This window comes from Stenotrophomonas chelatiphaga, assembly GCF_001431535.1.
Taxonomy (GTDB): Bacteria; Pseudomonadota; Gammaproteobacteria; order Xanthomonadales; family Xanthomonadaceae; genus Stenotrophomonas; species Stenotrophomonas chelatiphaga.
Genome location: NZ_LDJK01000026.1, coordinates 15,919 through 37,619 on the forward strand (window position 1 = coordinate 15,919; position 21,701 = coordinate 37,619).

15 protein-coding genes and 1 pseudogene are annotated in these 21,701 nt (G+C 68.5%); 8 read left to right on the forward strand and 8 right to left on the reverse strand.

What is annotated here, in order from left to right:
* Positions 1-30 precede the first annotated feature (30 nt).
* Together ABB28_RS07395 and ABB28_RS07400 are read right to left on the reverse strand one after the other, a co-directional pair.
* A pseudogene (locus ABB28_RS07395) lies at positions 31-758 on the reverse strand (basic secretory protein-like protein); the annotation flags it as partial.
* Entirely contained in the window at positions 755-4,102 is a 3,348-nt protein-coding gene (locus tag ABB28_RS07400; RefSeq protein ID WP_057508020.1) for a GH92 family glycosyl hydrolase, read from the reverse strand. The pseudogene ABB28_RS07395 and the gene ABB28_RS07400, both read right to left, overlap by 4 nt.
* A gap of 236 nt (positions 4,103-4,338) precedes the next feature.
* On the opposite strand from ABB28_RS07400, the gene ABB28_RS07405 reads away from it, so the two are divergent.
* Genes ABB28_RS07405 through ABB28_RS07415 form a run of 3 tightly spaced genes read left to right on the forward strand, consistent with a single transcriptional unit; the run spans position 4,339 to position 6,977 of the window.
* Positions 4,339-4,536 carry a zinc-finger domain-containing protein gene (locus tag ABB28_RS07405; RefSeq protein ID WP_042614687.1) on the forward strand — a complete coding sequence of 66 codons (198 nt, stop codon included), beginning with the start codon at positions 4,339-4,341 and terminating at the stop codon, positions 4,534-4,536.
* Between the two features lie 16 nt (positions 4,537-4,552).
* Positions 4,553-5,668 carry a glycosyltransferase gene (locus ABB28_RS07410; RefSeq protein ID WP_057508021.1) on the forward strand — a complete coding sequence of 372 codons (1,116 nt, stop codon included), beginning with the start codon at positions 4,553-4,555 and terminating at the stop codon, positions 5,666-5,668.
* Entirely contained in the window at positions 5,649-6,977 is a 1,329-nt protein-coding gene (locus tag ABB28_RS07415; protein WP_057508022.1) for an O-antigen ligase family protein, read from the forward strand. The genes ABB28_RS07410 and ABB28_RS07415 overlap by 20 nt, the downstream gene beginning before the upstream one ends.
* A 188-nt stretch (positions 6,978-7,165) precedes the next feature.
* Here the strand turns inward: ABB28_RS07415 and ABB28_RS07420 are convergent, their stop codons facing one another.
* A complete protein-coding gene (locus ABB28_RS07420; protein WP_057508023.1) occupies positions 7,166-8,083 on the reverse strand; it encodes an LpxL/LpxP family Kdo(2)-lipid IV(A) lauroyl/palmitoleoyl acyltransferase in 918 nt (305 codons plus the stop codon).
* A 70-nt stretch (positions 8,084-8,153) separates the two neighbouring features.
* Between ABB28_RS07420 and waaA the strand changes: the two genes are divergently transcribed.
* Positions 8,154-9,473 (forward strand): lipid IV(A) 3-deoxy-D-manno-octulosonic acid transferase, encoded by a 1,320-nt coding sequence (gene waaA / locus ABB28_RS07425; protein WP_057508024.1) that lies wholly within the window; start codon positions 8,154-8,156, stop codon positions 9,471-9,473.
* Between the two features lie 129 nt (positions 9,474-9,602).
* On the forward strand, positions 9,603-10,484 hold the full coding sequence (locus tag ABB28_RS07430; protein ID WP_152983418.1) for a hypothetical protein: 882 nt from the start codon (positions 9,603-9,605) through the stop codon (positions 10,482-10,484).
* A gap of 146 nt (positions 10,485-10,630) precedes the next feature.
* Here ABB28_RS07430 and mgtE read toward each other — a convergent pair whose 3' ends face one another.
* Both mgtE and ABB28_RS07440 read right to left on the reverse strand, forming a co-directional pair.
* A complete protein-coding gene (gene mgtE, locus ABB28_RS07435) occupies positions 10,631-12,016 on the reverse strand; it encodes a magnesium transporter (protein ID WP_057508026.1) in 1,386 nt (461 codons plus the stop codon).
* A 64-nt stretch (positions 12,017-12,080) separates the two neighbouring features.
* Positions 12,081-12,749: a hypothetical protein gene (locus tag ABB28_RS07440; RefSeq protein ID WP_057508027.1), complete on the reverse strand. Its 669-nt coding sequence runs from the start codon at positions 12,747-12,749 to the stop codon at positions 12,081-12,083.
* Positions 12,750-13,259: 510 nt separating this feature from the next.
* Here ABB28_RS07440 and ABB28_RS07445 point away from each other — a divergent pair.
* Positions 13,260-14,225 carry a hypothetical protein gene (locus ABB28_RS07445; protein ID WP_057508028.1) on the forward strand — a complete coding sequence of 322 codons (966 nt, stop codon included), beginning with the start codon at positions 13,260-13,262 and terminating at the stop codon, positions 14,223-14,225.
* A gap of 112 nt (positions 14,226-14,337) precedes the next feature.
* Here the strand turns inward: ABB28_RS07445 and ABB28_RS07450 are convergent, their stop codons facing one another.
* The 3 genes from ABB28_RS07450 to ABB28_RS07460 form a co-directional block, all read right to left on the reverse strand.
* The gene (locus ABB28_RS07450) at positions 14,338-15,696 is read right to left on the reverse strand and encodes a TolC family outer membrane protein (RefSeq protein WP_057508029.1); all 1,359 of its coding nucleotides are present in this window, start codon (positions 15,694-15,696) and stop codon (positions 14,338-14,340) included.
* Between the two features lie 16 nt (positions 15,697-15,712).
* Positions 15,713-16,360, reverse strand: coding sequence for a protein-L-isoaspartate O-methyltransferase family protein (locus tag ABB28_RS07455; protein ID WP_057508030.1), 648 nt, complete (start codon positions 16,358-16,360; stop codon positions 15,713-15,715).
* A gap of 139 nt (positions 16,361-16,499) precedes the next feature.
* Positions 16,500-17,189, reverse strand: a complete 690-nt coding sequence (locus ABB28_RS07460) for a TetR/AcrR family transcriptional regulator (protein ID WP_057508031.1) — start codon at positions 17,187-17,189, stop codon at positions 16,500-16,502.
* A 121-nt stretch (positions 17,190-17,310) separates the two neighbouring features.
* Here ABB28_RS07460 and ABB28_RS07465 point away from each other — a divergent pair, with 121 nt between their 5' ends.
* Both ABB28_RS07465 and ABB28_RS07470 read left to right on the forward strand, forming a co-directional pair.
* A complete protein-coding gene (locus ABB28_RS07465) occupies positions 17,311-18,450 on the forward strand; it encodes an efflux RND transporter periplasmic adaptor subunit (protein WP_057508032.1) in 1,140 nt (379 codons plus the stop codon).
* Between the two features lie 4 nt (positions 18,451-18,454).
* Positions 18,455-21,619, forward strand: a complete 3,165-nt coding sequence (locus ABB28_RS07470) for an efflux RND transporter permease subunit (protein ID WP_057508033.1) — start codon at positions 18,455-18,457, stop codon at positions 21,617-21,619.
* Positions 21,620-21,701 lie beyond the last annotated feature (82 nt).

Below are 21,701 nucleotides of genomic sequence, written 5' to 3' on the forward strand. Positions count from 1 at the left end.
GGTGTGCGGGTGCGGGTGCGGGTGCGGGTAGCGCCGAGCGGGGCTCGGCGTTACCGGTCTTGTCGCGCTTTGGCGTAGGCGGCCCACAGGGCGGGCAGGGGCTGGCCGGTGTGTTGTTGCCACAGCGCCGGGGTGTAGCGGCCGCTGCGCAGGGCGCCATCCAGTGTCTTTACCAGTCCCGGCCAAGCGGCCTCGCTCCACTTCAGGAACGCGCCGGTGACCCGGTAGCCGGTATCGAAATCCTGCCCGTCCTGCACCGTCAGCGGCAACGCCCAGCCGGCGGCGGCATTGTCCACGCCATAGCGGTCACGCGCGTAGTCGGCGATGCCTTCCACCAGCCAGCCCGGGACGCGTTCATTGGCGTACTCGGGGTAGCCCTGCACGATGTGCATCGCCTCATGGGTCACCAGGTCGGTGTCGCCCGGGTGCTTGTCCAGCCACGCCGGATTGAGGGTGATGGTGGCCGCCTTGGCCTTCTCGCCGACAAAGGCGATGCCGTCGTACGCCGGATCGATCACGATGGCGGTCTGGCTCGGTGCCTTCGGATGGAAGTCGGCGCGCTGCGGCAGATAGGCCTTGAAGAACGTGCCGATGATCCGCTCGCGCATCGCCTCCGGCAGCGCATCGCGGGCGTCCTGGTAGCGCAAAGTCACGCCGCCCTGCTGCTGCGTGGATTCAAACGCACATGCTGCTGCTGGAGCAAGCAGGGCCAGCGCCGCCAGTGCGGCCGGCCGCAGGTAGCGCGCAGCACGGCTCATGGTGTCGACTCCTTGGCCAGCAGCTCCACTTCCGCCAGCTGCATGCGTCCGGGTGCGGCGATGCGCAGCCGGTATTCGGCGTAGCGGCCCGGCTTGGCGATGCGGAACGGGCGGGTCTGGCGGGCCCAGGCGAAGTCTTCGGACGTGCGCGCATCCAGCGTGGACCAGCGACCACCGGCGGTACGTGCTTCCAGCGCCCATGCGCCGCCGCGGATGCTGTTCTCGCCGCTGGTCAGGGTGTACATCGTGGGGGCGCCGGCAGCGACGTCGCTGAACACCACCGTTGCCTTCGCGCCCAGCGGGGCGGCGGTCGTGGCGTTGTCATCGACCAGCGCGTCCAGCGCGCGGCCGTCTTCCAGCCGCGCCTGCGCGCCCTTGGCCAGCAGGTCATGCAGCAGGGCAGGGCGCTCGCCGCGTGCGGTCAGCGACGGCAGCACATCGCCTTCGCCGGTGCCCCAGCGCGAGGGTTGCGGACCCATCTGGAAGTCCAGCGTGGCGCCGGCGGCGATGATCTCGTGCGGCAGCCAGGTCTTCGTCCATGGCTTGCCGTTGACCTTCAACGACTGCACGTACACGTTGGCGGGGGAGTTGTCCGCCGCGTTCACCGTCAGCACCGCGCCGTCCTGCAGGGTGACCCTGGCGTGGCGGAACAATGGCGAGCCGATCGCATATTCCGGTGCGCCCATCCGCAGCGGATACAGGCCCAGGGAAGCGAACACATACCAGGCCGAGGTCTCGCCGTTGTCCTCGTCACCGGGGTAGCCCTGTCCGATCTCGCTGCCCACGTACAGGCGCGCCAGGATCTCGCGCACATGCTTCTGGGTCTTCCATGGCTGGCCGGTGTACAGGTACACCCACGGGATGTGGTGCGAGGGCTGGTTGCTGTGTGCGTACATGCCCATGCGTACATCGCGGGCTTCGGTCATTTCATGGATCAGCCCGCCGTAGGAACCGGCAAATGCCGGATCCGCGGTTTCCGGGGTGGCGAAGAACGCATCCAGCTTGGCGGCGAGCGCCTCGCGTCCACCGTACAGCGCTGCCAGTCCTTCGCCATCGTGGGCAGCGGTGAAGGCGAAGGTCCAGCCATTGGATTCGGTGTAGTCATGGCCCCAGACGCGTGCGTCGTAGTCCTTGGCGTCCACCCGCCAGCTGCCATCTTCGCGCCGGCCCTGGAAGAAGCCCGCAGCCGGGTCGAACATCGTTGAATAGGCCGCCGCACGATGGCCGAAGTAATCCGCCTCAGTGGCATAGCGCTCACGCTCGGCGCTCGAGCCGGCGTCGCTGGCGAGCCGCGTTGCCATGTTGGCGATGCCGAAATCGTTGAGCGCGCCTTCCATCGTCCACGACATCCCTTCGTGCACGTCGGCGCTGGCAAAGCCGGTGAAGGTGGAACGGTCCATGCCCTTGCGGCCGACATGCCGATCCGGTGGCACCACCGTGGCATTGCGCAGCGCTGCGTCGTACGCGGTGTCCACGTCGAAGCCGCGCACGCCCTTCAGCCAGGCATCGGCGAAGGCGACGTCCGAGCTGGTGCCGACCATCAGGTCGGCATAGCCCGGCGAGGACCAGCGTGCGACCCAGCCGCCCGCCTTGTACTGCTCCAGGAAGCCCTGCACCAGGGCGCCGGCATCATCGGCGCGGAACAACGCGTAGGCCGGCCAGGTGGTGCGGAAGGTGTCCCAGAATCCATTGTTGACGTACACCTTGCCGTCGCGCACCGGTGCGAAGCTGCGCACCGCGCTGCCATCGGTGTTGTCCTCGGCCGCGCTGGCCTGGCTGGCGTAGCGCCACTCCGGCGCCTGCGCGGTACCGACGTTCTCGTGGCCGGAATTGGGGAACAGGTACAGGCGGTAGAGGTTGGAATACAGCGTGGTCTTCTGGTCCTCGCTGGCGTCGCCGATGTCGAAGGCGCCCAGCCGTGCGTCCCATGCATCCTGCGCGCGTGCGGCGACGCGCTCCAGGGTGTCGTCGGCGCTCAGTTCCAGGGCGAGGTTATGGCGTGCCTGTTCCACCGAGATCAACGAGGTGGCGATGCGCATGTTGACCTGGCGATCGCTGCCCGGATCGAACTTGATGTAGCCGGTGGGGCGTCCGGTGTCGAGCGTGCCGCTGCTGCGCCACGGACGGTCGAAACCCGCCACCACGTACATGCGGGTGGCGCCGTTGGACAGGCCGCTGCGCACGTCGGTGTAGCCGGAAAGCGTCTGGCTGGCGGCGTCCAGGGTCAGCCCGCCGCGCGCATCGACATTGTCGAACAGCAGGTTGGCATCGCCGGTGGCCGGGAACTGGAAGCGGAACAGCGCGGCATGGTCGGTCGGGGCGATGGAGGCCGCGATGCCGTTGTCGAAACGCACGTCGTAGCGGTACGGGCGTGCGTTTTCCTGGTCGTGCGAGAACGCCAGCGCGCGCTTGGCGCGGTCGGCTTCGGGCACGCCGCGGCTGGCCGAGGGCATCACCTGGAAGGTCTGCCGGTCACCCATCCACGGGCTCGGCTGGTGGCTGAGTGACAACGCCTGCAGGCGCGGGCGGTTGTCGGCGTCGTTGTGCTCGTTCCAGCGGTACAGCCAGTTCAGCACGCCGGCGTCGGTCACCGGAGTCCAGAAGTTGAAGCCATGCGGCAGTGCCGTGGCGGGATAGTTGTTGCCACGCGAGAAGCGCCCATTGGACTGGGTGCCGCGCGTGGTGAGCACCCAGTCGGACGGCCGCGCCGGCACGACCGACGGCGTCGCCTCCAGCCGTACATCGTCGATCCAGCCCGACACCGGCGCGCCGGCTGCGCTGGCCACTTCCAGTTCGATGGCCACCACGCGGCGACCGCGCAATCCGGGCACCTCGCCCAGGCGCACGGCCTTGCGCGCCCATTGCTGCGGATACAGCGTCTTCGAATCGCCCTGCGCCGTGGCGCCCAGTGCGACCCCGTGCTGGTCTCGCGCCGCGCTGGCTGATACGCGTTGGCCATCATCGAGCAGCAGGTCCAGCGAGACATGGGTGGACGCGGCGGTGTCGCCGTCGACGATCTCCGGCAGGACCATCCAGCTCAGCGTGGTGTCCGCATCGATCTGCTGGTCGGTGGCCAGCAGGACCTGCCGGGCAGTGCCGCCGGTGCTGCGGTACTGCAGGGCGCGCTGGCCGCTGTATCCCACGCCTGCCTTGGCTGCGTACGGGTCGGCCGGGCCGGGGCCCACGCGCAGGCTCAACGGGCCGCCAGCGCCTGCGGGGGGCATCGGCTGGCCGGCTTCGAACGAGGTCGACAGCGCAGCCGCATGGGCGGCGGGAAGCATGGCCAAGGCCAGCGCGAGGCACAGCGGCGCGCGGCGCGCACGGTCAGACGCATTACGGGGCATTGCGGTCTCCTCCCAGAGCAACGCGGACCATCCTGCAACACGCATGTTGGCGCTGACAAGTGCATTTGGTTCGATCCAAATCGGCGCGATGCCGGTTTGCTCGATTGCTGCGGCGCGCCATATGGAACGATCCAAACAGACCGCGGCGATTCCCTTGCCCGAAGTCCCGGGCCCGATCCTGCGCCGCGCCGGATGCTAGAATCGCAGCCCTCGCAATCCCTTTCACGACGCCCGCCATGAGCCATACCGCCACCGCTCCCGCCAACGCCGAAAAGCGTTACACCGTGCACCGCGGCGACCTGCCGCTGAGCTGCCCGACGCCGGAGATGGCGCTGTGGAACTCGCATCCGCGCGTCTACCTGCCGATCGAAGACGAACCCAACGGCGAAGCCAAGTGCGCCTATTGCGGCGCCGTCTTCGTGCTGGCCGACTGATCGGGCGCCTGACCTGATGCGCCGATTGACCGTGGTGCAGTTGCTGCCGGCGCTGCACTCCGGCGGTGTCGAGCGCTCTACGCTGGAAATCGCGGCGGCACTGGTCCAGGCCGGCCACCGTGCCCTGGTGGTGTCTGCCGGTGGGCGGCTGGTCGAGCCGCTGCTGGCCAGCGGTGCCGAACACCTCACGCTGGATATCGGCCGCAAGTCGCTGCTGACCCTGCGCCACATGCCCACCCTGCGCCGCCTGTTCGCCGAGGTCGGTGCGGACATCGTGCATGCGCGCTCGCGGCTGCCGGCCTGGCTGGGCCTGCATGCGGTGCGCGCCCTGCCTGCCGCGCAGCGCCCGCACTGGGTGACCACCGTGCATGGGCTGAATTCGCCGGGTCGCTACAGCGCGGTCATGACCACCGGCGAGCGCGTGATCTGCGTGTCGGAAACGGTCCGCGACTTCGTCCAGCAGCACTATCCCGCGGTGCCGGCGCAGCGCCTGCAGGTGATCCCGCGCGGGGTGGACACGGCGCAGTTCCCCCGTGTCGGCAGCCACGACAGACGCCCCCGGCTGGCGCTGGCGAAGGACCATCCCTGGCTGGCCGCAGTGACCGCTCCGCTGCTGTTGCTGCCTGGCCGCGGTACCCGGCTGAAGGGCCACACCCACGCCCTGCAGCTGCTGGCCCGCCTGCATGCGGCCGGGGTGATGGCGCAGCTGTGGATGCTGGGCACCGACGAACCCGGGCGCGAAGCCTACGTACAGGAGCTGCGCCAGCAGGCGCAGGCCCTGGGAGTCGGCGATGCCCTGCATATCAGCGCCCCGACCTCGAAGATCGCCCAGGCCTACGCGGCCAGCGACCTGGTCCTGCAACTGTCCGACAAGCCCGAAGCGTTTGGGCGCACCGTGGTCGAGGCCCTTGCGGTAGGCCGCCCGGTGCTGGGCTGGGACCACGGCGGCGTGGGCGAACTGCTGCGCCAGCTGCAGCCCGCCGGCGCCGTCGCGCTGGGCGACATGCAGGCACTGGGTGAACGCGCGCTGGCCCTGCTGGCCGCTGCCCCGTCGCTGCCGGCGCGTATCCCGTTTACCCTGCAGGCCATGCAACGCGACACCCTCCGCCTGTATGCCGACCTTGCCGGCTGACCCCACTCCTGCCGTGATCGATGATCGCGCGGGTCGCTGGGCGCCGTGGGTGGTGCTGGCCTTCGTCGCATTGTGGCCGCTGCCGGGCATCGCCGAAGGCGTGCTGGCGCTGGGGGCGATCTATGCCGCGGTGCGCATGGTCACCCGCCGCCTGCAGGGCCAGCCGCGCCTGCTCAGCCCGGCCGCCTGGGCGCTGACCAGCATCCTGTTCCTGGGGTACTGGCTGCCGCAGGCGCTGTCCGCGCTGGACGCGGTCGACCCTTCCGCGGCCTGGACCAAGACCGCTGCCGGGCTGCGCTATCTGCCTTTCATGTGGCTGGTCGCGATCGCGGTGGCGACGCCGCGGCGCCGCGCCCTGACCCTGGGCGGGCTGGCGCTGATCACTGCGGCGTGGACCGTGGATGCACTGGTACAGGCGCTCGCCGGTACCAGCCCATGGTTCTGGTCGCTGGACCAGCTCAAGCAGCTCGCCAGCCAGCGCCCGTTGTGCAGCCCGGAAGAGGCCGCGCTGGCCGACCGGCTCAGCGGCGCCCTGGGTCCGTGCAATCTCAAATTCGGCCAGGTGCTGGCCAGCCTGTCCGCCTTCCTGCTGCTGCCGGCCGCCACGCGGTTCGGTCGGACCGGCTGGATGGTGGCCACGATGGCGGTCGGCGTGGTGCTGCTGCTGGCCGGTTCACGCGCCTCCTGGATCACCTTCGCGCTGGTGGTGGCCTACAGCGGATGGCGCCTGTTCGGGGGGCGCCAGCTGCTGCTGCTGGCGGTGTTCGGGCTGGTGGTGGCCGCAGGCCTTGCCTACAGCGTGCCGCAGCTGCGTGACCGGGTGGTCCGCACCGCGCAGGCCTGGGAAGGCAACGACGATGGCGTGGAGCAGGCGCTGTCCGGCCGTGGCCGGATCTGGTCCGCAGCGGGCTGCATGATCCAGGCCCATCCGATCAACGGCGTGGGCGCGCGCGGCTTCCGCGACGCCTACCCCGACTGTGACCCGGCCGCCGGAAGCACCGGTGTCTGGGGCGCGGGGCCGGCGCTGCATGCGCACCAGATCGTGCTGGAAATCCTGGCGGAAACCGGGGTGATCGGCCTGCTGCTGTGGTTGGCGGCAGCGGCGCAGGCGTGGCGGGCGTGGCGTTTCGCGCCGCCGGCGGCGCGCGATCGCGCGCGTCCGGCGATGCTGGCGCTGGCGGTCACGGTGTTTCCATTGAATACCCACCTGGCGTTCCACTCCACGTTCTGGGGTGGGGTCACGGTGCTGTTGGCGGCGTTGTTCGCGGGCAGCCTGCTGGCACGGGATGAGCCGGGTTCCAACGACTGAAAGCGCTTCGCTGCCGGCGCTCTTGGCGGCGCCCCACAGCCCCTCGCCCCGGGAGATTCCGGTGGCCGCCCGCCAGAAAGATGAAACGGTAGCGCCGACCCATGGTCGGCGGAAACCTTCGGTTCCCGTTTTACCGGCATCCGCCGACCATGGGTCGGCGCTACCCGAAGCGGCATGCGGATGGTTTTCTACTCGTAATAGGAACTGCGGCCACCGGGTTGGCGCTTGAAGCGGCGGTGGATCCAGAGGTACTGGTCCGGGGCCTCGCGCACCATCTGTTCGATGGCCTGGTTGACCCGCGCGGTATCGGCTTCCACGTCCTGGGTCGGGAAGTTGTCCAGCGGTGCGCCCACTTTCAGGTAATAGTCGCCGCCTTCGCGGCGATGGAAGTACGGCACCACCGCGCAGCCGGTCATGCGGGCCAGCTGGTGGGTGGCGGTGATGGTGGCGGCGGTGTGCCCGAAGAAGGGCACGAACACGGTGTCCTTGCCGCGCATGTCCTGGTCCGGCGCGTACCACAGGAAACCGCCTTTCTTCAGGTGCCGCACGCTGGCGCGGATGTCTTCGTTGGCGAACATCGCCGTGGCGTAACGAAGCCGGCCGAACTTCACCGCCCATTCGTAGACCGGATTGCGGTGCTTGCGGTACATGCCGGCCAGCTCGACGTGGTCGCACAGCAGGCGCCCGCACATCTCCAGGGTCATGAAATGGCCTGAAACCAGCAGCACGCCACGTCCTTCGGCCTTCAGCTTCTGCAGGTGCTCCACGCCTTCCACGTGCACGCGCGGGCGGATCGTGGCGATGCTGCCCCACCAGGCGCGGGCGAACTCGAAAATGCCTACGCCGAGTGCATCGAAGCTGTCGCGCAGCAGGCGTTGCCGCCACGCATCGTCCTTCTCCGGGAAGCACAGCTTGAGGTTGACCTCCGCTGCCTTGCGCCGGCTGCCTGCCAGCCGCCAGCTGACCCAGCCGACGCCGCGCCCCAGCGCACGCTGCAGCATCCACGGCAGCCGGGCGATGGCGAAGGCGCCGAACATCACGGCGAACATGGGCCAGTTGCGCGGATCGCGCAGCGAAGGACGGGGGGCGGTGGTGGCATCGGACATGCCGCCATTCTACCAAGGCCCCGCGGGCGGGCCGCGTGTCTTTCACCGGGCCCTCCCGTATCCTTCCCGCATGCGCAAAGACCCCGTCGAATGGATCCTGCGCGGCCTGTATTCGGCCGTGCTCTACCTGCTGCTGCCCATCACGGTGTACCACCTGGTCTGGCGCGGTTTCCGGGTGCGCGAATACTTCCAGCGCTGGGACGAGCGCTACGCCTCCTACCCGGATTCGAGCTGCCAGCCACGTGTCTGGCTGCATGCGGTATCGGTCGGCGAGGTGAACGCCGCCGCGCCGCTGGTCAATGCACTGCGCGCGCTGCGGCCGGACATCCGCTGGGTGGTCACCACGATCACCCCGACCGGCTCGGAGCGGGTGCGCGCGATCTGGGGCGATGCGGTGGACCACGTCTACCTGCCGTATGACGTGCCGGGCAGCGTGGGGCGCTTTCTCAACCATTTCCAACCCAGCCTGGCCTTGATCCTGGAGACCGAGCTGTGGCCGAACATGCTGTTCGGTTGCCGCAGCCGCTCGATCCCGGTGTACATCCTCAATGCGCGGTTGTCGGCGCGTTCGCTGCGTGGCTATCGCCTGCTTGCGGCGTTGATCCGGCGCGCACTGCGCACCGTCACCTGCGTGGCAGCGCAGTCCGAAGACGACGCCGCGCGCTTCATCCAGCTTGGCGCCGATCCGGCGCAGGTGCAGGCGCTGGGCAACCTGAAGTTCGACATCGCCGCGCCCAACGTGCAGGCCTTCGTCGAGCAGTTCCATCGCAGCGTGCCGGCAAAGCGACCGGTGTGGATCGCCGCCAGCACGCACGAAGGCGAAGAGCAGGCGATCATCGACCTGCACCGGCGCCTGCGCGTGCAGCACCCGCAGCTGTTGCTGCTGTGGGCGCCGCGCCATCCGGAACGCTTCGCCCGGGTCGATGCGCTCGCCCGCGAGCAGGGCTGGCAGGTGGCCACCCGACGTGCGCAGCAGTGGCCGCAGGCCGACAGCGATGTGTTCGTGATCGATACGCTGGGCGAGCTGATGTCCTTCTATGCGTGCGCCCAGGTGGCGTTCGTGGGGGGCAGCCTGCAGGCGATCGGCGGGCACAACCTGCTGGAACCTGCAGCCATGGGAACGGCGGCCGTCACCGGTCCGCACCTGCATAACTTCGCCGAGATCTCGCGCCGCATGCTCGAGGCCGATGCGCTGCTGATCGGCCAGGACGTGCAGTCGGTCGGCGAGCACCTGCAGCACCTGCTGTCCGACGCGCAGGCGCGTGAAGACATGGCGCGCGCAGGTTGCGCGCTGGTCAGCAATGGCAGGGGTGCCTTGAAGCGCACGATTGCCCTGGTGCAACCGCAGTTGCCGCCGCCGCTCTCCAGTGCTGCGTCCGCCGACGGCTGACGCGATCCCGGTCGTCGCGGCGACGTATCGGCCGCGCCGGCTTCTTTTCAGATTCTACCGATAGGGCGCCCCGCGGCGGCGTCCTAGCGTCCACGAACAGGCATCTGCCTGCCTTTCGTGGAGAACGCCATGGTGTTTCGTCTTTGCCTGCCACGTCACCGCAGTGGGGTGCACCTTGTCATCGGCACGTTGTTGTCGATGGCCGCCTGCGCGCACGCGGAAGGACTGCAGGACGCTCCGCATTTCATCGGTCCCCTGGCGACGCCGGCGCCACCGTTGGCGAAGGGCGCCTTCAACATCGAACCCTACGTGATCTTCAACCGGTCGGCGTCGCGTTTCGATGGCGATGGCCATCGCCGGCCCAGCCCGGCGCCGATACAGTTGACCACCTCCGTCCCGATCCAGTACGGGGTGACCGACCGGCTCAGCATCGGCGGCACCCTGCGCGGGCAGTACAACCGGCTGCCCGGCAGCAGCCGCGCGTTTGCCACCGGCGATACCACGGTGGCGGCATCGTTCGGGTTGATCGATGCCGGCGGCCCGAACCGGGCGCGCCTTGCGCTGACCGCGCGGCAGCGACTTCCCACCGGCCGCCACGACCGACTGGAACAGCGCGACGCGCCGGGCAGTGGTACCGGCGCGGCCTCCACCACGCTGGTGCTGCATGGCCAGGCCTACCTGCTTGAGGGACGGATGCGCACGCGCGCCAGCGTCGACTGGACCCTGCCCGGGGCAAGCGCAGGCCTGCAGGGGCGCAGCGTGTACGGCACCGACGCCGGGTTTGGCGGGCGCATCCGGCTCGGCCACGGGGCGGGGGCCACGGCATCGGCGGAGTACAGCGTGGACCCCCGCTGGACGCTGGTGGGTGAAGTGCTTTACGAGCAGGCCGGTGCTTCGACGCTGCGCGGCCACGACGGCCAGGGCAACGCCGAACGCCGCAATCGGCGTCGTCGTGGCGGCTGTCCGTGCTGCCGGCCGTGCAGTACCACTTCAGCGACCGGGTCGGGCTGATCGCGGGACTGCAGGTCGGCGTGATGGGACGCAACACGACCGCGCTGGTCGCGCCACAGGTCGCGATCAACATCGGATTCTGAAGCAGCAGGTGGAATGCGGCGCATCGGAGGGATGCGCCGCACGGCATGCTGCGGGCATCCGGCTCAGGCGCTCGCGCCGACTAGCTGGTCGCCCAGCAGGGCCCAGGCGAAGCCGAAGTAGACGAACACGCCGACGAGGTCCATCACCGAGGTGATCAGCGGCGAAGACAGGGTCGCCGGATCGGTGCCCATGCGACGCGCAAGGAACGGCAACAGCGCACCGACGACCCCGCCCAGTGCGGTGCAGACCAGCATGCTCAGGCCGACCACCAGCAGCACGTCGATGCCCACCCCTTTGCTGAACCAGGCAAGCACCGCTTCCAGCAACGCGATGGCGATGCCCAGCATCGCCGCCACCGGCAGCTCACGCTTGATGACGAACAGGACATGCCGCCAGTTGAGCCCCAGCTCGCCCAGCGCCATGCTGCGGATGACCAGCGTGGCCGACTGGCTGCCGGTATTGCCGCCCATGTCCACGATCGGTGCGATGAAGGCCGCCAGCACGATCGCCTGGCTCAGCAGTTCCTCCTGCGCGGCGACGAAGGTACTGGTGATGATGCCGAACAAGGTCAGCACCGCCAGCCAGAACACGCGGACATTGAACATGCGCCGGAGCGGGGTGGTCATCATGTCCAGGTCGCTGCCGCCGGCCACCGAGGTACCGCCGAAGCGTGCCAGCTGGTCGGCATCCTGCTGCTTGTCGATGTCCATCGCGTCATCGACGGTGACGATGCCGATCATCGCCTGATTGGCATCCAGCACCGGTACGGCCAGCAGGTCATAGCGGCGGATCAGCTCGGCGGCACGCAGGCGCGGCCACGCGGCCTGCACGAAGACCGGGTCCGGTCGCACCAGGCTGGCCACCGTGGTGTCGGCCAGGGCGACCACCAGGTCGCGCAGCGAGACCGTGCCCTGCAGTCGGCGCTGGCCATCCAGGACGTACAGGGCGTAGATCGTCTCGCTGCTGGGGGCGAGGGTGCGGATGTGCGCGAGCGCCTGCGCGACGGTCATGGCGCTGTCGAGCGCGACGAAGTCGGAGGTGGTGACCGAGCCGATCGACGCTTCCGGGTAGGCCGCGAGGGCGACGATGTCCTCGCGCTCCACGCCATCCAGGCCGGCCAGCAGGTCCGGCCGTGACCGCGTGTCGAGGCGATTGAACAGATCCGCGCGGTCATCCGCGGGCATCCGCTCGAACAGGTCGTAGACGGTCTGCCGGGGCAGCAGCGCCAGCAGTGCATCCTGCTGCGGGAAGGCAAGATGAGCAAACAGGTCGGCCCGCTGCTGCGGATCCAGCAGCAGCAACAGCGAGGACAACGACGCGGCGGAGGTGCCCAGCAGGACCTCGGCGAGGTCGGAGGGATGCGATGCACGGACCAGCGCTGCGAAGCCTTCGCGGTCGGGTGCATGGACAAAGCGGCGCACGGCGAATATCAGCTCTTCACGGTTCATCGTGATGATTCCTTTGGTCAGGTTGAAGAAAGGGCAATGCGGCGGCGGCGCGCCGGGAAGACGCTCAGCGCGACAGCGGCAGGTTCAGGCCGACGGTGATCCACGACGTCGCGTTCCGGCCGTCAGCGCGACCGGCCAGCAGATCCAGCGATGCCTCGCCGGGCAGGTGACGACGGATGCCCAGCTGGCTGCTGCGATGGCGGGCCGCGTCGCGCGCCTGTTCGGCCAGCAGCGACCATGTCGGGGCGATGCGGATATCGATCCCGGCCCCCAGGGTGATGCCGCGTTCGTGGCGTGACCGGCTCCAGCCGGCATTGAAATGCGCGGCGGACAGGGACTGCCGGCCCAGTGCAACGCTCAGCGGAAGATTCAGCGCCCAGCTGCGTGCACCCGCTTGCCGGAGATCGCCAGCGGTTTCGATGGATGCAGCCAGTTGCAGGCGTTCGCCGTGCCAGTGACGCAGCGCGCGTTTGGCCCCCAGCGCCCAGGGCAGGGTGCCTTCGCCACGCAGATGGCTCAGGCCCAGCGACAGCTCGGTGCCGGCCAGTGTGCACGCCGGCACGGCGGTCAGCTCCAGGTGGCTGGCAGCGCGGCGGGTCCAGCTTTCAAGCTGGCACGTCCCCCGCGGGGTGGTACCGGCGTCGTCCACCAGCAGGCTGGCGGCGGCATGCAGCGGGCTGCTGGTAGAGAGGGTTGCCCACAGCGGGGCAAGGCGAAGGAAGGTGAAGCGCATGGTCGTTCTCCGATGGACGGATACGCCAGCGGCTCCCACTTGGGCCGAAGGTAAACAGTGCGATGTTCGAAGTTCAGGCCACCCACGGCGGGCGGCACCGGGCCCCGTCCTGGCGGACGCGACCTGACTGGCAGTGTCGCGTCCGCTCAGTAAAAGCAGGATCTACTGTGACTGTCCAAGCAGGGGCCTCCGGGGCGATGAAGTGGGCGCATGGTGTTGGCCGCGATCCGGTGCGTCAAGCAGGATGCGGTGCGTGCGCTTCGTTTCGTGCGCGGAGGCACGCTTCTGCCTCGGCGGCACGCGCTGCTCTCACCTCCAGGCGAGGTAAAAGCGACATCGATCGCACGGTGTTTCGGCGCAGCGCGCGCTGCTTTCAATAGGCTGTCTGTTCCTATTGAGAACTTTCGATAGCTTTCAAATTTTCATCTCCTCAACTTCCCGCATGTCCGTGTAGTGGGAGTCGGCCTAGCGTCGTCAGGGCAGGCGCGTGCCTGCATCGAGGAGAGAAGAATGATGTCCAATCACGTCATTGCACGCCGTGCCACTGCGGCGGGCGTGGTGATGCTGGCCGCCGCGCTGGCCAGCCAGGTGGCCGCCGCCGAGGGGCCGCGCTTTGCCGGCCCGCTGCTCAGCCCCGCGCCACCGCTGCCGGTGGGCATGCTCAACATCGAGCCCTATCTGATCAACAGCCAGCTGCGTGGCCTGTATGACGAAAATGGCGACCGTCGCGATGCCAGCGGACCGGACGGCTGGTACCTGGCCGTGCCGATCCAGTACGGGCTGCATGAGCGCGTGACCATCGCCGCCAGCTTGAACGCGTCCTACAACCGGGACGACGGCAACCGGCGTGCCTTCGATATCGGCGACACCACGTTGTCCGCGCTGTTCGGGCTGTACAAAGGGGAAGGCGTGCATCGTCCGACGCTGACCCTCGCCGTCCGCCAGAGCATCGCCACCGGGCATCACGACCGGCTGGAAGAAAGGCCGATCTCGGTCGCCAGCGGAACCGGCGTGGGCGCCACCAGCCTCGGCCTGCACGGCCAGGCCTACTTCCTTGACGGGCACCTGCGGATGCGCGCCAGTACGTTGTGGCGCACGCCCGGCGCCAATGCCGGCGTGCGCGGGCAAAGCGCGTTCGGCACGCCGGTGGGCTTCGATGGCAGGGTGCGGCTGGGTGCGGCCGTGACCAGCCTGCTGGCGGCCGAGTACAGCCTGTCGCCCACCTGGGTGCTGGCCGGCGAGCTGCTGCACGAGCGCGAAGGCGCTGGCAGCGTGCACGGCAGGGTGGTGACGGCGACGGGCAGCCAGGATATGTACCGACGCGATCCGGCCAGTTGGCGGTTCTCGATCGTCCCGGCGATCCAGTACCACTGGAACGACCATGTCGCGCTCGTCGCAGGCGCGCAGGTGTCGCTGGCCGGCCGCAACAGCAGCGCGGTATTCGTGCCGCAGGTGGCGGTGAACATGGGGTGGTGAGTGCGTCCCGTTGACGGCCAGCGGCCCAACCGATCGGCGGCCAGCGGCCGTCACTACCAAAAAAAAAGCCACCCGCATGCGGGTGGCTTTTCGTCGTCACACCGGGCTGCGGTCAGTTGTTGACCGTGGTGCTCGGGTTGCCGGCGTCGACGGTCAGCAGGCGGTTGATCTCCTGCAGCTCGGCGATGTCCAGCGCGCCCACGGCCTGGCTCAGCAGCAGTCGGTTCTGCAGGAAGGTGTAACGCGCGTTGGCGTAATCCAGCTGTGCCGAGAACAGGATCCGCTGGTTCTGGATCACGTCCAGCACGGTGCGCGTACCCACTTCCAGGCCGACCTGCGAGGCGTCGTAGGCGCTCTGCGCGGAGACCACCGCCAGGCGACGCGCTTCCACCTCGCTGATACCCGCCACCAGGGTCTGGTAGGCGTTGCGGGTGTTGCGGTCCAGTGCACGCTTCTGCTGCTCGTAGCCGTCCTGCGCGATGTCACGCTGGGCCAGCGCCTGGCGCACCGCGGACTGGGTGGCGCCGCCGGAGAAGATCGGCACGTTCAAGGTCAGCCCGACGCTGTTGGTGCGGGTATCCGGGCTCAGGCCACCGGCACCGGTGCTGTCGCCCCAGGTTGCGCCCTGGCCGACGCTGGCGCCGAGGGCGAGCGTGGGCAGGTGGCCGGCACGTGCCGACTGCACGCTGGCTTCGGATGCGCTGACCTGCAGTTCCTGCGCCTTCAGCGCCGGGTTCTGCGCAACCGCGCTCTGCACCAGCTGGTCGACGTTGCCGCGGTTGGCCGGCACTTCCGGGCGGAAGTCTTCCGGCAGGCCGCGCAGGTTGGTCACCGGCTGGCCGGTCAGTTCGGTCAGCGCCTGGTAGGCGTCGGCCAGGGTGTTCTGCGAGACGATGGTGTTGGCGCGTGCCTGGTCGTACTGGGCGCGGGCTTCATGCACGTCGGTGATCGGCGCCAGGCCCACTTCCAGGCGCTTGTCGGCGAAGTCGAACTGCTTCTTGGCGGCTTCTTCGTTGGTCTTGGCGGCGTTCAGCGATTCGATCGCCACCAGCACGTTGAAGTAGGCGGCCGAGGTGCGCACGATCAGGTCGTCGTTGGCCGAATCGAGGGTGAAGTCCGCTGCCCTGCTCAGTTCGCGCTGGGCGCGCAGGGTGCTGAACTGGCTCCAGTTGAACAGCGTCTGGCTGCCATCGATGGTGTAGGTGCGGCGGCGGCTTTCGAAGGTACCGGTGTTGTTGCCGCGGTCTTCGGTGCGCGAGCGGTTCAACGAGGCGACGCCGTTGATCTGCGGCAGCAGGGCGGCGCGTGCCTGCACGGCGCCTTCCTTGTCGAACAGCCGGGTGGATTCGGCAGCGGACAGCTGCGGGTCGCCATTGCGGGCCATTTCATAGACCTGCAGCAGGTCGGCGGCATGGGCGGACAGCGGCAGCAGGACGGTGGCCAGCGCAATAGCGAGGGTTCGGCGGATCATTGCGGCTTCCTTGGACTCAGAGGTGGAACTGGGGGGCCGGCGCGGCACCGCGCAGGTAATCGATATCGGTTTCGAACAGCGATTCGGTGCTGCCATCGGCCTTGACCAGGATCGCTTCCATCACCGGCGAACGGCCGTGGATGATGTACAGGCGACCACCCGGACGCAGCCACGAGGCGAACTGTGACGGCACGCGGTCGACGGCGCCAGTGACACAGATCACATCAAAACGGCGGTCGGTCTGCCAGGCCAGGGCATCGGCCACGTCCACGCGCACGTTGGTGCCCAGGCCGGTGCTGTCCAGGCGTGCACGCGCGGTGGCGGCCAGCTCCGGATCGATTTCCAGGCTGAGCACTTCGCGCGCCAGCGCGCCGAGGCAGGCCGACAGGTAACCGCTGCCGGTGCCGATTTCCAGCACTTCGTCACCCGGCTGCAGGTCCAGCGCCTGCAGGGTGCGGCCTTCGACGACCGGCTTCATCATCTTCTGCCCGCCGCTGAGCGGCAGCTCGATGTCCGCATAGGCCAGCGCGCGGTGCGCCTCGGCCACGAAGGCTTCGCGCGGAAGGCGCGCCAGGACGTCGAGCACCTTGATGTCCAGCACGTCCCAGGGACGGATCTGCTGTTCCACCATCAGTTTACGGGCGTGTGCGTAGTCAATCGTCATGAGGTTCCAATCCAGCGCAGTGGGCCGGCCATTTTACCGGTGCCGGAGGCCGTCGGCGCACCCGGAGCATGTATTCAGGGCGGCGTAGGTCGCAGTGCCGGAAGTCATCGCGACCTCCGGCTTGTTCAGGTTGTGGGGATCAGCCACCGCGCGGGCCCGCCTGGGCCGGGCGGGGGACGTAGGCGCGCAGGAAGAAATCCACGCTCGCGGCCACGTGCCGGCCGGCATCCCCGGCCGCCAACGGCGGCTGCAGCCCACACATCATATGCGTATGCAGTTCGCCCTTGACCAGGGTCATCAGCTGCAGTGCCGCGGTGGGGAAGTCCTGGATGTCCAGTTCGCCGCGCGCTGCACGGGCGCGCAGGAATTCGGCCAGCGCCTCGGTGGTGCGCTTGGGACCGGCCTGCCAGAACATCTCGCGCAGGCGGTCATCGGTTTCCGGGGCCATCATCACGCGCTGCACCGATACGGCCGCATCCGAGGTGACCAGCTCGAAAAAGGCCTCGCCGATGCCCAGCAACTGGTCGCGCAGGGGGCCTTCGGCATCGGCCACGAACAGGGTGTCCGGCAGCATTTCCACGCACTTGGACTTGACCGCTTCGGTGAACAGCGATTCCTTGTCGCCGAAATGGCTGTAAACGGTGAGCTTGGACACCCCCGCCTGGGCGGCGATGGCATCCATGCTGACGCCGGTGTATCCCTGCTCCACGAACAGCGCCTTGGCCGCTTCCAGGATGGCGGCACGCTTGCCGAGGTCCTTGGGGCGGCCCGGACCTGCGGCCTTGCTGGCAGGTTTGGGCGCATTCTTGCGGGAGAAGGGACACATCATCGGCGTAATAGTAGACCAAGCGGTTCGATATTTATACTATACCGCCGGGTTCACTAAACCGCCCGGCATCGCGCTCCCGCGCAGCTGCCACCACTCGAATGTGTAATCAGGACGAACACCGATGAAGATCGCGCGCTGGATGGGAATTGCACTGGGAGTGGCCGCGCTGGCTGCCTGTTCGGACAAGCCGGAAGCGCCGGTCGCCGCGGTGCCGGTGCTGGTGGTGCACCCGCTGGTCGCGGCCGGTGACGGCGCCATGGTGTTCCCCGGCGAAGTCCGGGCGCGGCAGGAGAGCGCGCTGTCCTTCCGGGTTGCCGGCAAGCTGCTGCGGCGGGACGTGGATGCGGGCCAGCGGGTGGTCAAGGGACAACTGCTGGCCGAGCTGGATCCGGCCGACTTCGCCCTGCAGGCACGGGCATCGCAGGCACAGCTGGCGGCCGCGCAGGCCGAACTGGTCCGCGCCCGTGACGACCACAAACGCTATGAAACGCTGGCCGCGCAGCAGTTGATCAGCCGCTCGGCATTGGACCAGCAGGCCGCCGCGTTCAAGGCGGCGCAGGGCCAGGTGGACGCTGCGCGCGCCAACGCCGACGTACTGGGCAACCAGGCCGGCTATGCGCAGTTGCGCGCGCCGGCCGACGGGGTGATTGCCAGCCGCGAGCCCGATGCCGAAGCCGGCCAGGTGGTGGCCGCCGGGCAGACGTTGTTCACGCTGGCCGCCGACGACGGCCGCGAGGTGCGGATCGATCTGCCCGAAGCGATGCTGCGCGATTTCCCGGTCGGTACGGCGGTGCAGGTCGAACCGTGGAGTCGCGGTGGGCCGATGCTGCCGGGGACGATCCGTGAGGTCGCCGCCGCTGCCGATCCGCAGTCGCGGACCTTCGCTGCGCGGGTCAGCCTGGCCGCCGATGCGCTGGCCGATGTCAGCCTGGGGCAGAGTGCGCGCGTGCATGGTCTGGCGGGCGGCAACGGAAAAACGGCGCTGCAGCTGCCCCTGTCCGCCCTGCAGCGCGGTGCCGACGACCGCGCCAGCGTGTGGGTGGTGGACCCGACCACCGCGCGGCTGAAGGCGGTGCCGGTGACCGCGGGCGCCTATGGCAGCGACACCGTGCCGGTAATGAGTGGCGTCACGGCGAGTGACTGGGTGGTCGCTGCCGGTGGCCACCTGCTGCGCGCAGGCCAGTTGGTGACCGCGGTGGACCGGCAGAACCGCCCGGTGCTGAAGCCGGCGGCGGCCGCCGCCACCAAGGCGGGGGAGTAAGCCGGTGCGTCGCTTCAATCTTTCCGAGTGGGCGCTGGCCAATCGACCCCTGGTGTTGTTCGCCATGCTCGCCTTCGCGCTGATCGGGGCGTGGTCCTACAAGCACCTGGGGCAGTCCGAGGATCCTCCTTTCACTTTCAAGATCATGGTGGTGCGCACGATGTGGCCGGGGGCCACCGCCGAACAGGTGTCGCGACAGGTCAGCGAGCCGATCGAGAAGGCGCTGATGAACACCGGCGAGTTCGAGTTCATCCGCTCCTATTCGCGGCCGGGCGAATCGCAGGTCATCTTCGTGGCGCGCGACGACCTGCGTTCCCGGCAGATCCCGGACCTCTGGTACCAGGTGCGCAAGCGGGTCGGCGACATCCAGGCCACGCTGCCGCGCGAGATCGTCGGGCCGTTCTTCAACGATGAATTCGGCGATACCTTCGGCAACATCTACGCGCTGACCGGCAAAGGTTTCGACTACGCACTGATGCGCGATTATGCCGACCGCATCCAGCTGGAGCTGCAGCGGGTGCAGGACGTGGGCAAGGTCGAGCTGGTCGGCCTGCAGGATGAAAAGGTCTTCATCGAATTGTCCAACACCAAGCTGACCTCGCTGCGCATTTCACGGCAGCAGGTCCAGCAGGCGGTGGCCGAGCAGAACGCGGTGGCCAATACCAGTTTCCTGGAAACCGGCAGTGACCGCGTGCAGCTGCGGGTCAGTGGCCAGTTCAACAGCATCGACGACATCCGCGCCTTCCCGATACGCGTCGGCGAGCGCACCGTGCACCTGGGCGACATCGCCGAGGTCCACCGTGGTTTCGCCGATCCGGCTTCGCCGAAGATGCGCTTCATGGGCGAGGATGCGATCGGCCTGGCGGTGGCGATGAAGGACGGCGGTGACATCCTGGCACTGGGCACGCACCTGGATGCGGAGTTCGAACGCCTGCAGAAGACGCTGCCGGCCGGCATGCAGCTGCGCAAGGTGTCCGACCAGCCGCAGGCAGTGGAAGAATCCGTCGGCGAGTTCGTCCAGGTACTGGCCGAAGCGGTGGTGATCGTGCTGCTGGTGAGCTTCTTCTCGCTGGGCCTGCGCACCGGGCTGGTGGTCGGGGTGACCATTCCGCTGGTGCTGGCGATGACCTTCTTCGTCATGCATTACTTCGGCATCGGCCTGCACAAGATTTCGCTCGGTGCGCTGGTGCTGGCGCTGGGCCTGCTGGTGGACGATGCGATCATCGCGGTGGAGATGATGGCCACCAAGATGGAGCAGGGCTACGACCGCCTGCGCGCGGCCAGCTTCGCCTGGGAATCCACCGCATTCCCGATGCTGACCGGCACCCTGATCACCGCGGCCGGCTTCCTGCCGATCGCCACTGCCGCCTCCAGCACCGGTGAGTACACGCGGTCGTTGTTCCAGGTGGTGACCATCGCGCTGGTGGTGTCCTGGATCGCAGCGGTGCTGTTCATTCCCTACCTCGGCGACAAGATGTTGCCGGACCTGTACAACCGCCAGCCGCCGAAGCCGGGCAGCCTGCTGGGCCGCTGGCATGCGCGGCGGCAGGCGTGGGCGGACCGCTTCCCGGCACTGGCCAACCTGCTCGCGCCGCCGGCGCACGGGCACGACCACGACCCGTACCAGCGTCCGTTCTACGTGCGTTTCCGGCGCTTCCTCGAAGGCTGCCTGCGCCATCGCTGGTGGGTGATCGCCGCGACCGTCCTGTTGTTCATCGGCTCGCTGCTGCTGTTCCGTTTCGTGCCGCAGCAGTTCTTCCCGGACTCCACGCGGCCGGAGCTGATGGTGGACATCGAACTGGCCGAGGGCGCGTCGTTGAACGCGACCCGTGGCCAGGTGGCCAAGCTGGAGAAGCTGCTGGACGGCCGCGAAGGCATCCGCAACTACGTGGCCTACGTGGGCACCGGGTCACCGCGCTTCTACCTGCCGCTGGACCAGCAGCTGCCGGCGACCAACTTCGCCCAGTTCGTGGTGCTGGCCAACGACACCCATGCCCGTGAAAGCGTGCGCGACTGGTTGCAACGCGAGGTGCTGCCCACCTTCCCGGACGTGCAGATGCGCGTCACCCGGCTGGAGAACGGACCACCGGTGGGCTATCCGGTGCAGTTCCGCATCTCCGGCGAGCACATCGCGCAGGTGCAGGCACTGGCCCGGCAGGTGGAAGAGAAGGTGCGCGCCAATCCGCACACCATCAACGTCAACCTGGACTGGAGCGAACCGAGCAAGGTGGTGCGGCTGGTGATCGACCAGGATCGTGCGCGCGCGCTCGGCGTGAGCAGTGCACAGGTCAGCCAGTTCCTGGCCAGTTCGCTGGCCGGCGAAGCGGTGAGCGTGTATCGCGAAGGCAACCGGCAGATCGAGATGCTGGTGCGTGGTGCGGGCGACGAGCGGCTGAGCCTGGAGCTGCTCGGCAGCCTGCAGATGCCCACCCCTTCCGGTGGCAGCATCAGCATGTCCCAGGTGGCCACGCTGGAGCATGGTTTCGAAGATGGCATCATCTGGCACCGCGACCGGCTGCCGACGGTGACCGTGCGCGCCGATATCGGCGATGGCATGCAGCCACTGGACGTGGTGCAGCAGTTGCTGCCGACGCTCGAGGGTATCCGTGCGCAGCTGCCCAGCGGCTACCTGCTGGAAACCGGCGGCACGGTGGAGGATTCCGCCCGCGGCCAGGATTCGATCAAGGCCGGCATGCCGCTGTTCCTGGTGGTGGTGGCGACCCTGCTGATGCTGCAGCTGCGCAGCTTCTCGCGCACGGCGATGGTGCTGGTCACCGCACCGCTGGGGATCATCGGCGCGACCTTGTTCCTGCTGCTGTTCCGTTCGCCGTTCGGGTTCGTCGCGCTGCTGGGCACGATCGCGCTGGCCGGCATGATCATGCGCAATTCGGTGATCCTGATCGACCAGATCCAGCAGGACATCGATGCCGGGCATGACCGCTGGGACGCGATCCTGGATGCCACGGTGCGCCGCTTCCGTCCGATCGTGCTGACCGCGCTGGCGGCGGTACTGGCGATGATCCCGTTGTCGCGCAGTGCGTTCTATGGGTCGATGGCGATTTCGATCATGGGCGGGTTGATCGTGGGTACGGTGCTGACGCTGGTGTTCCTGCCGGCGCTGTATGCGGCGTGGTTCCGGGTGCGGAAAGAGGATGGTCGAACGGGCTGAGCCCCCTCGCGGGTGGCTGAGTGCCGGTTGCTGCGTGGCTTGCGCCGGGCGGTGGGGCTGGTCGGGGGACGGCAAGAGCCGC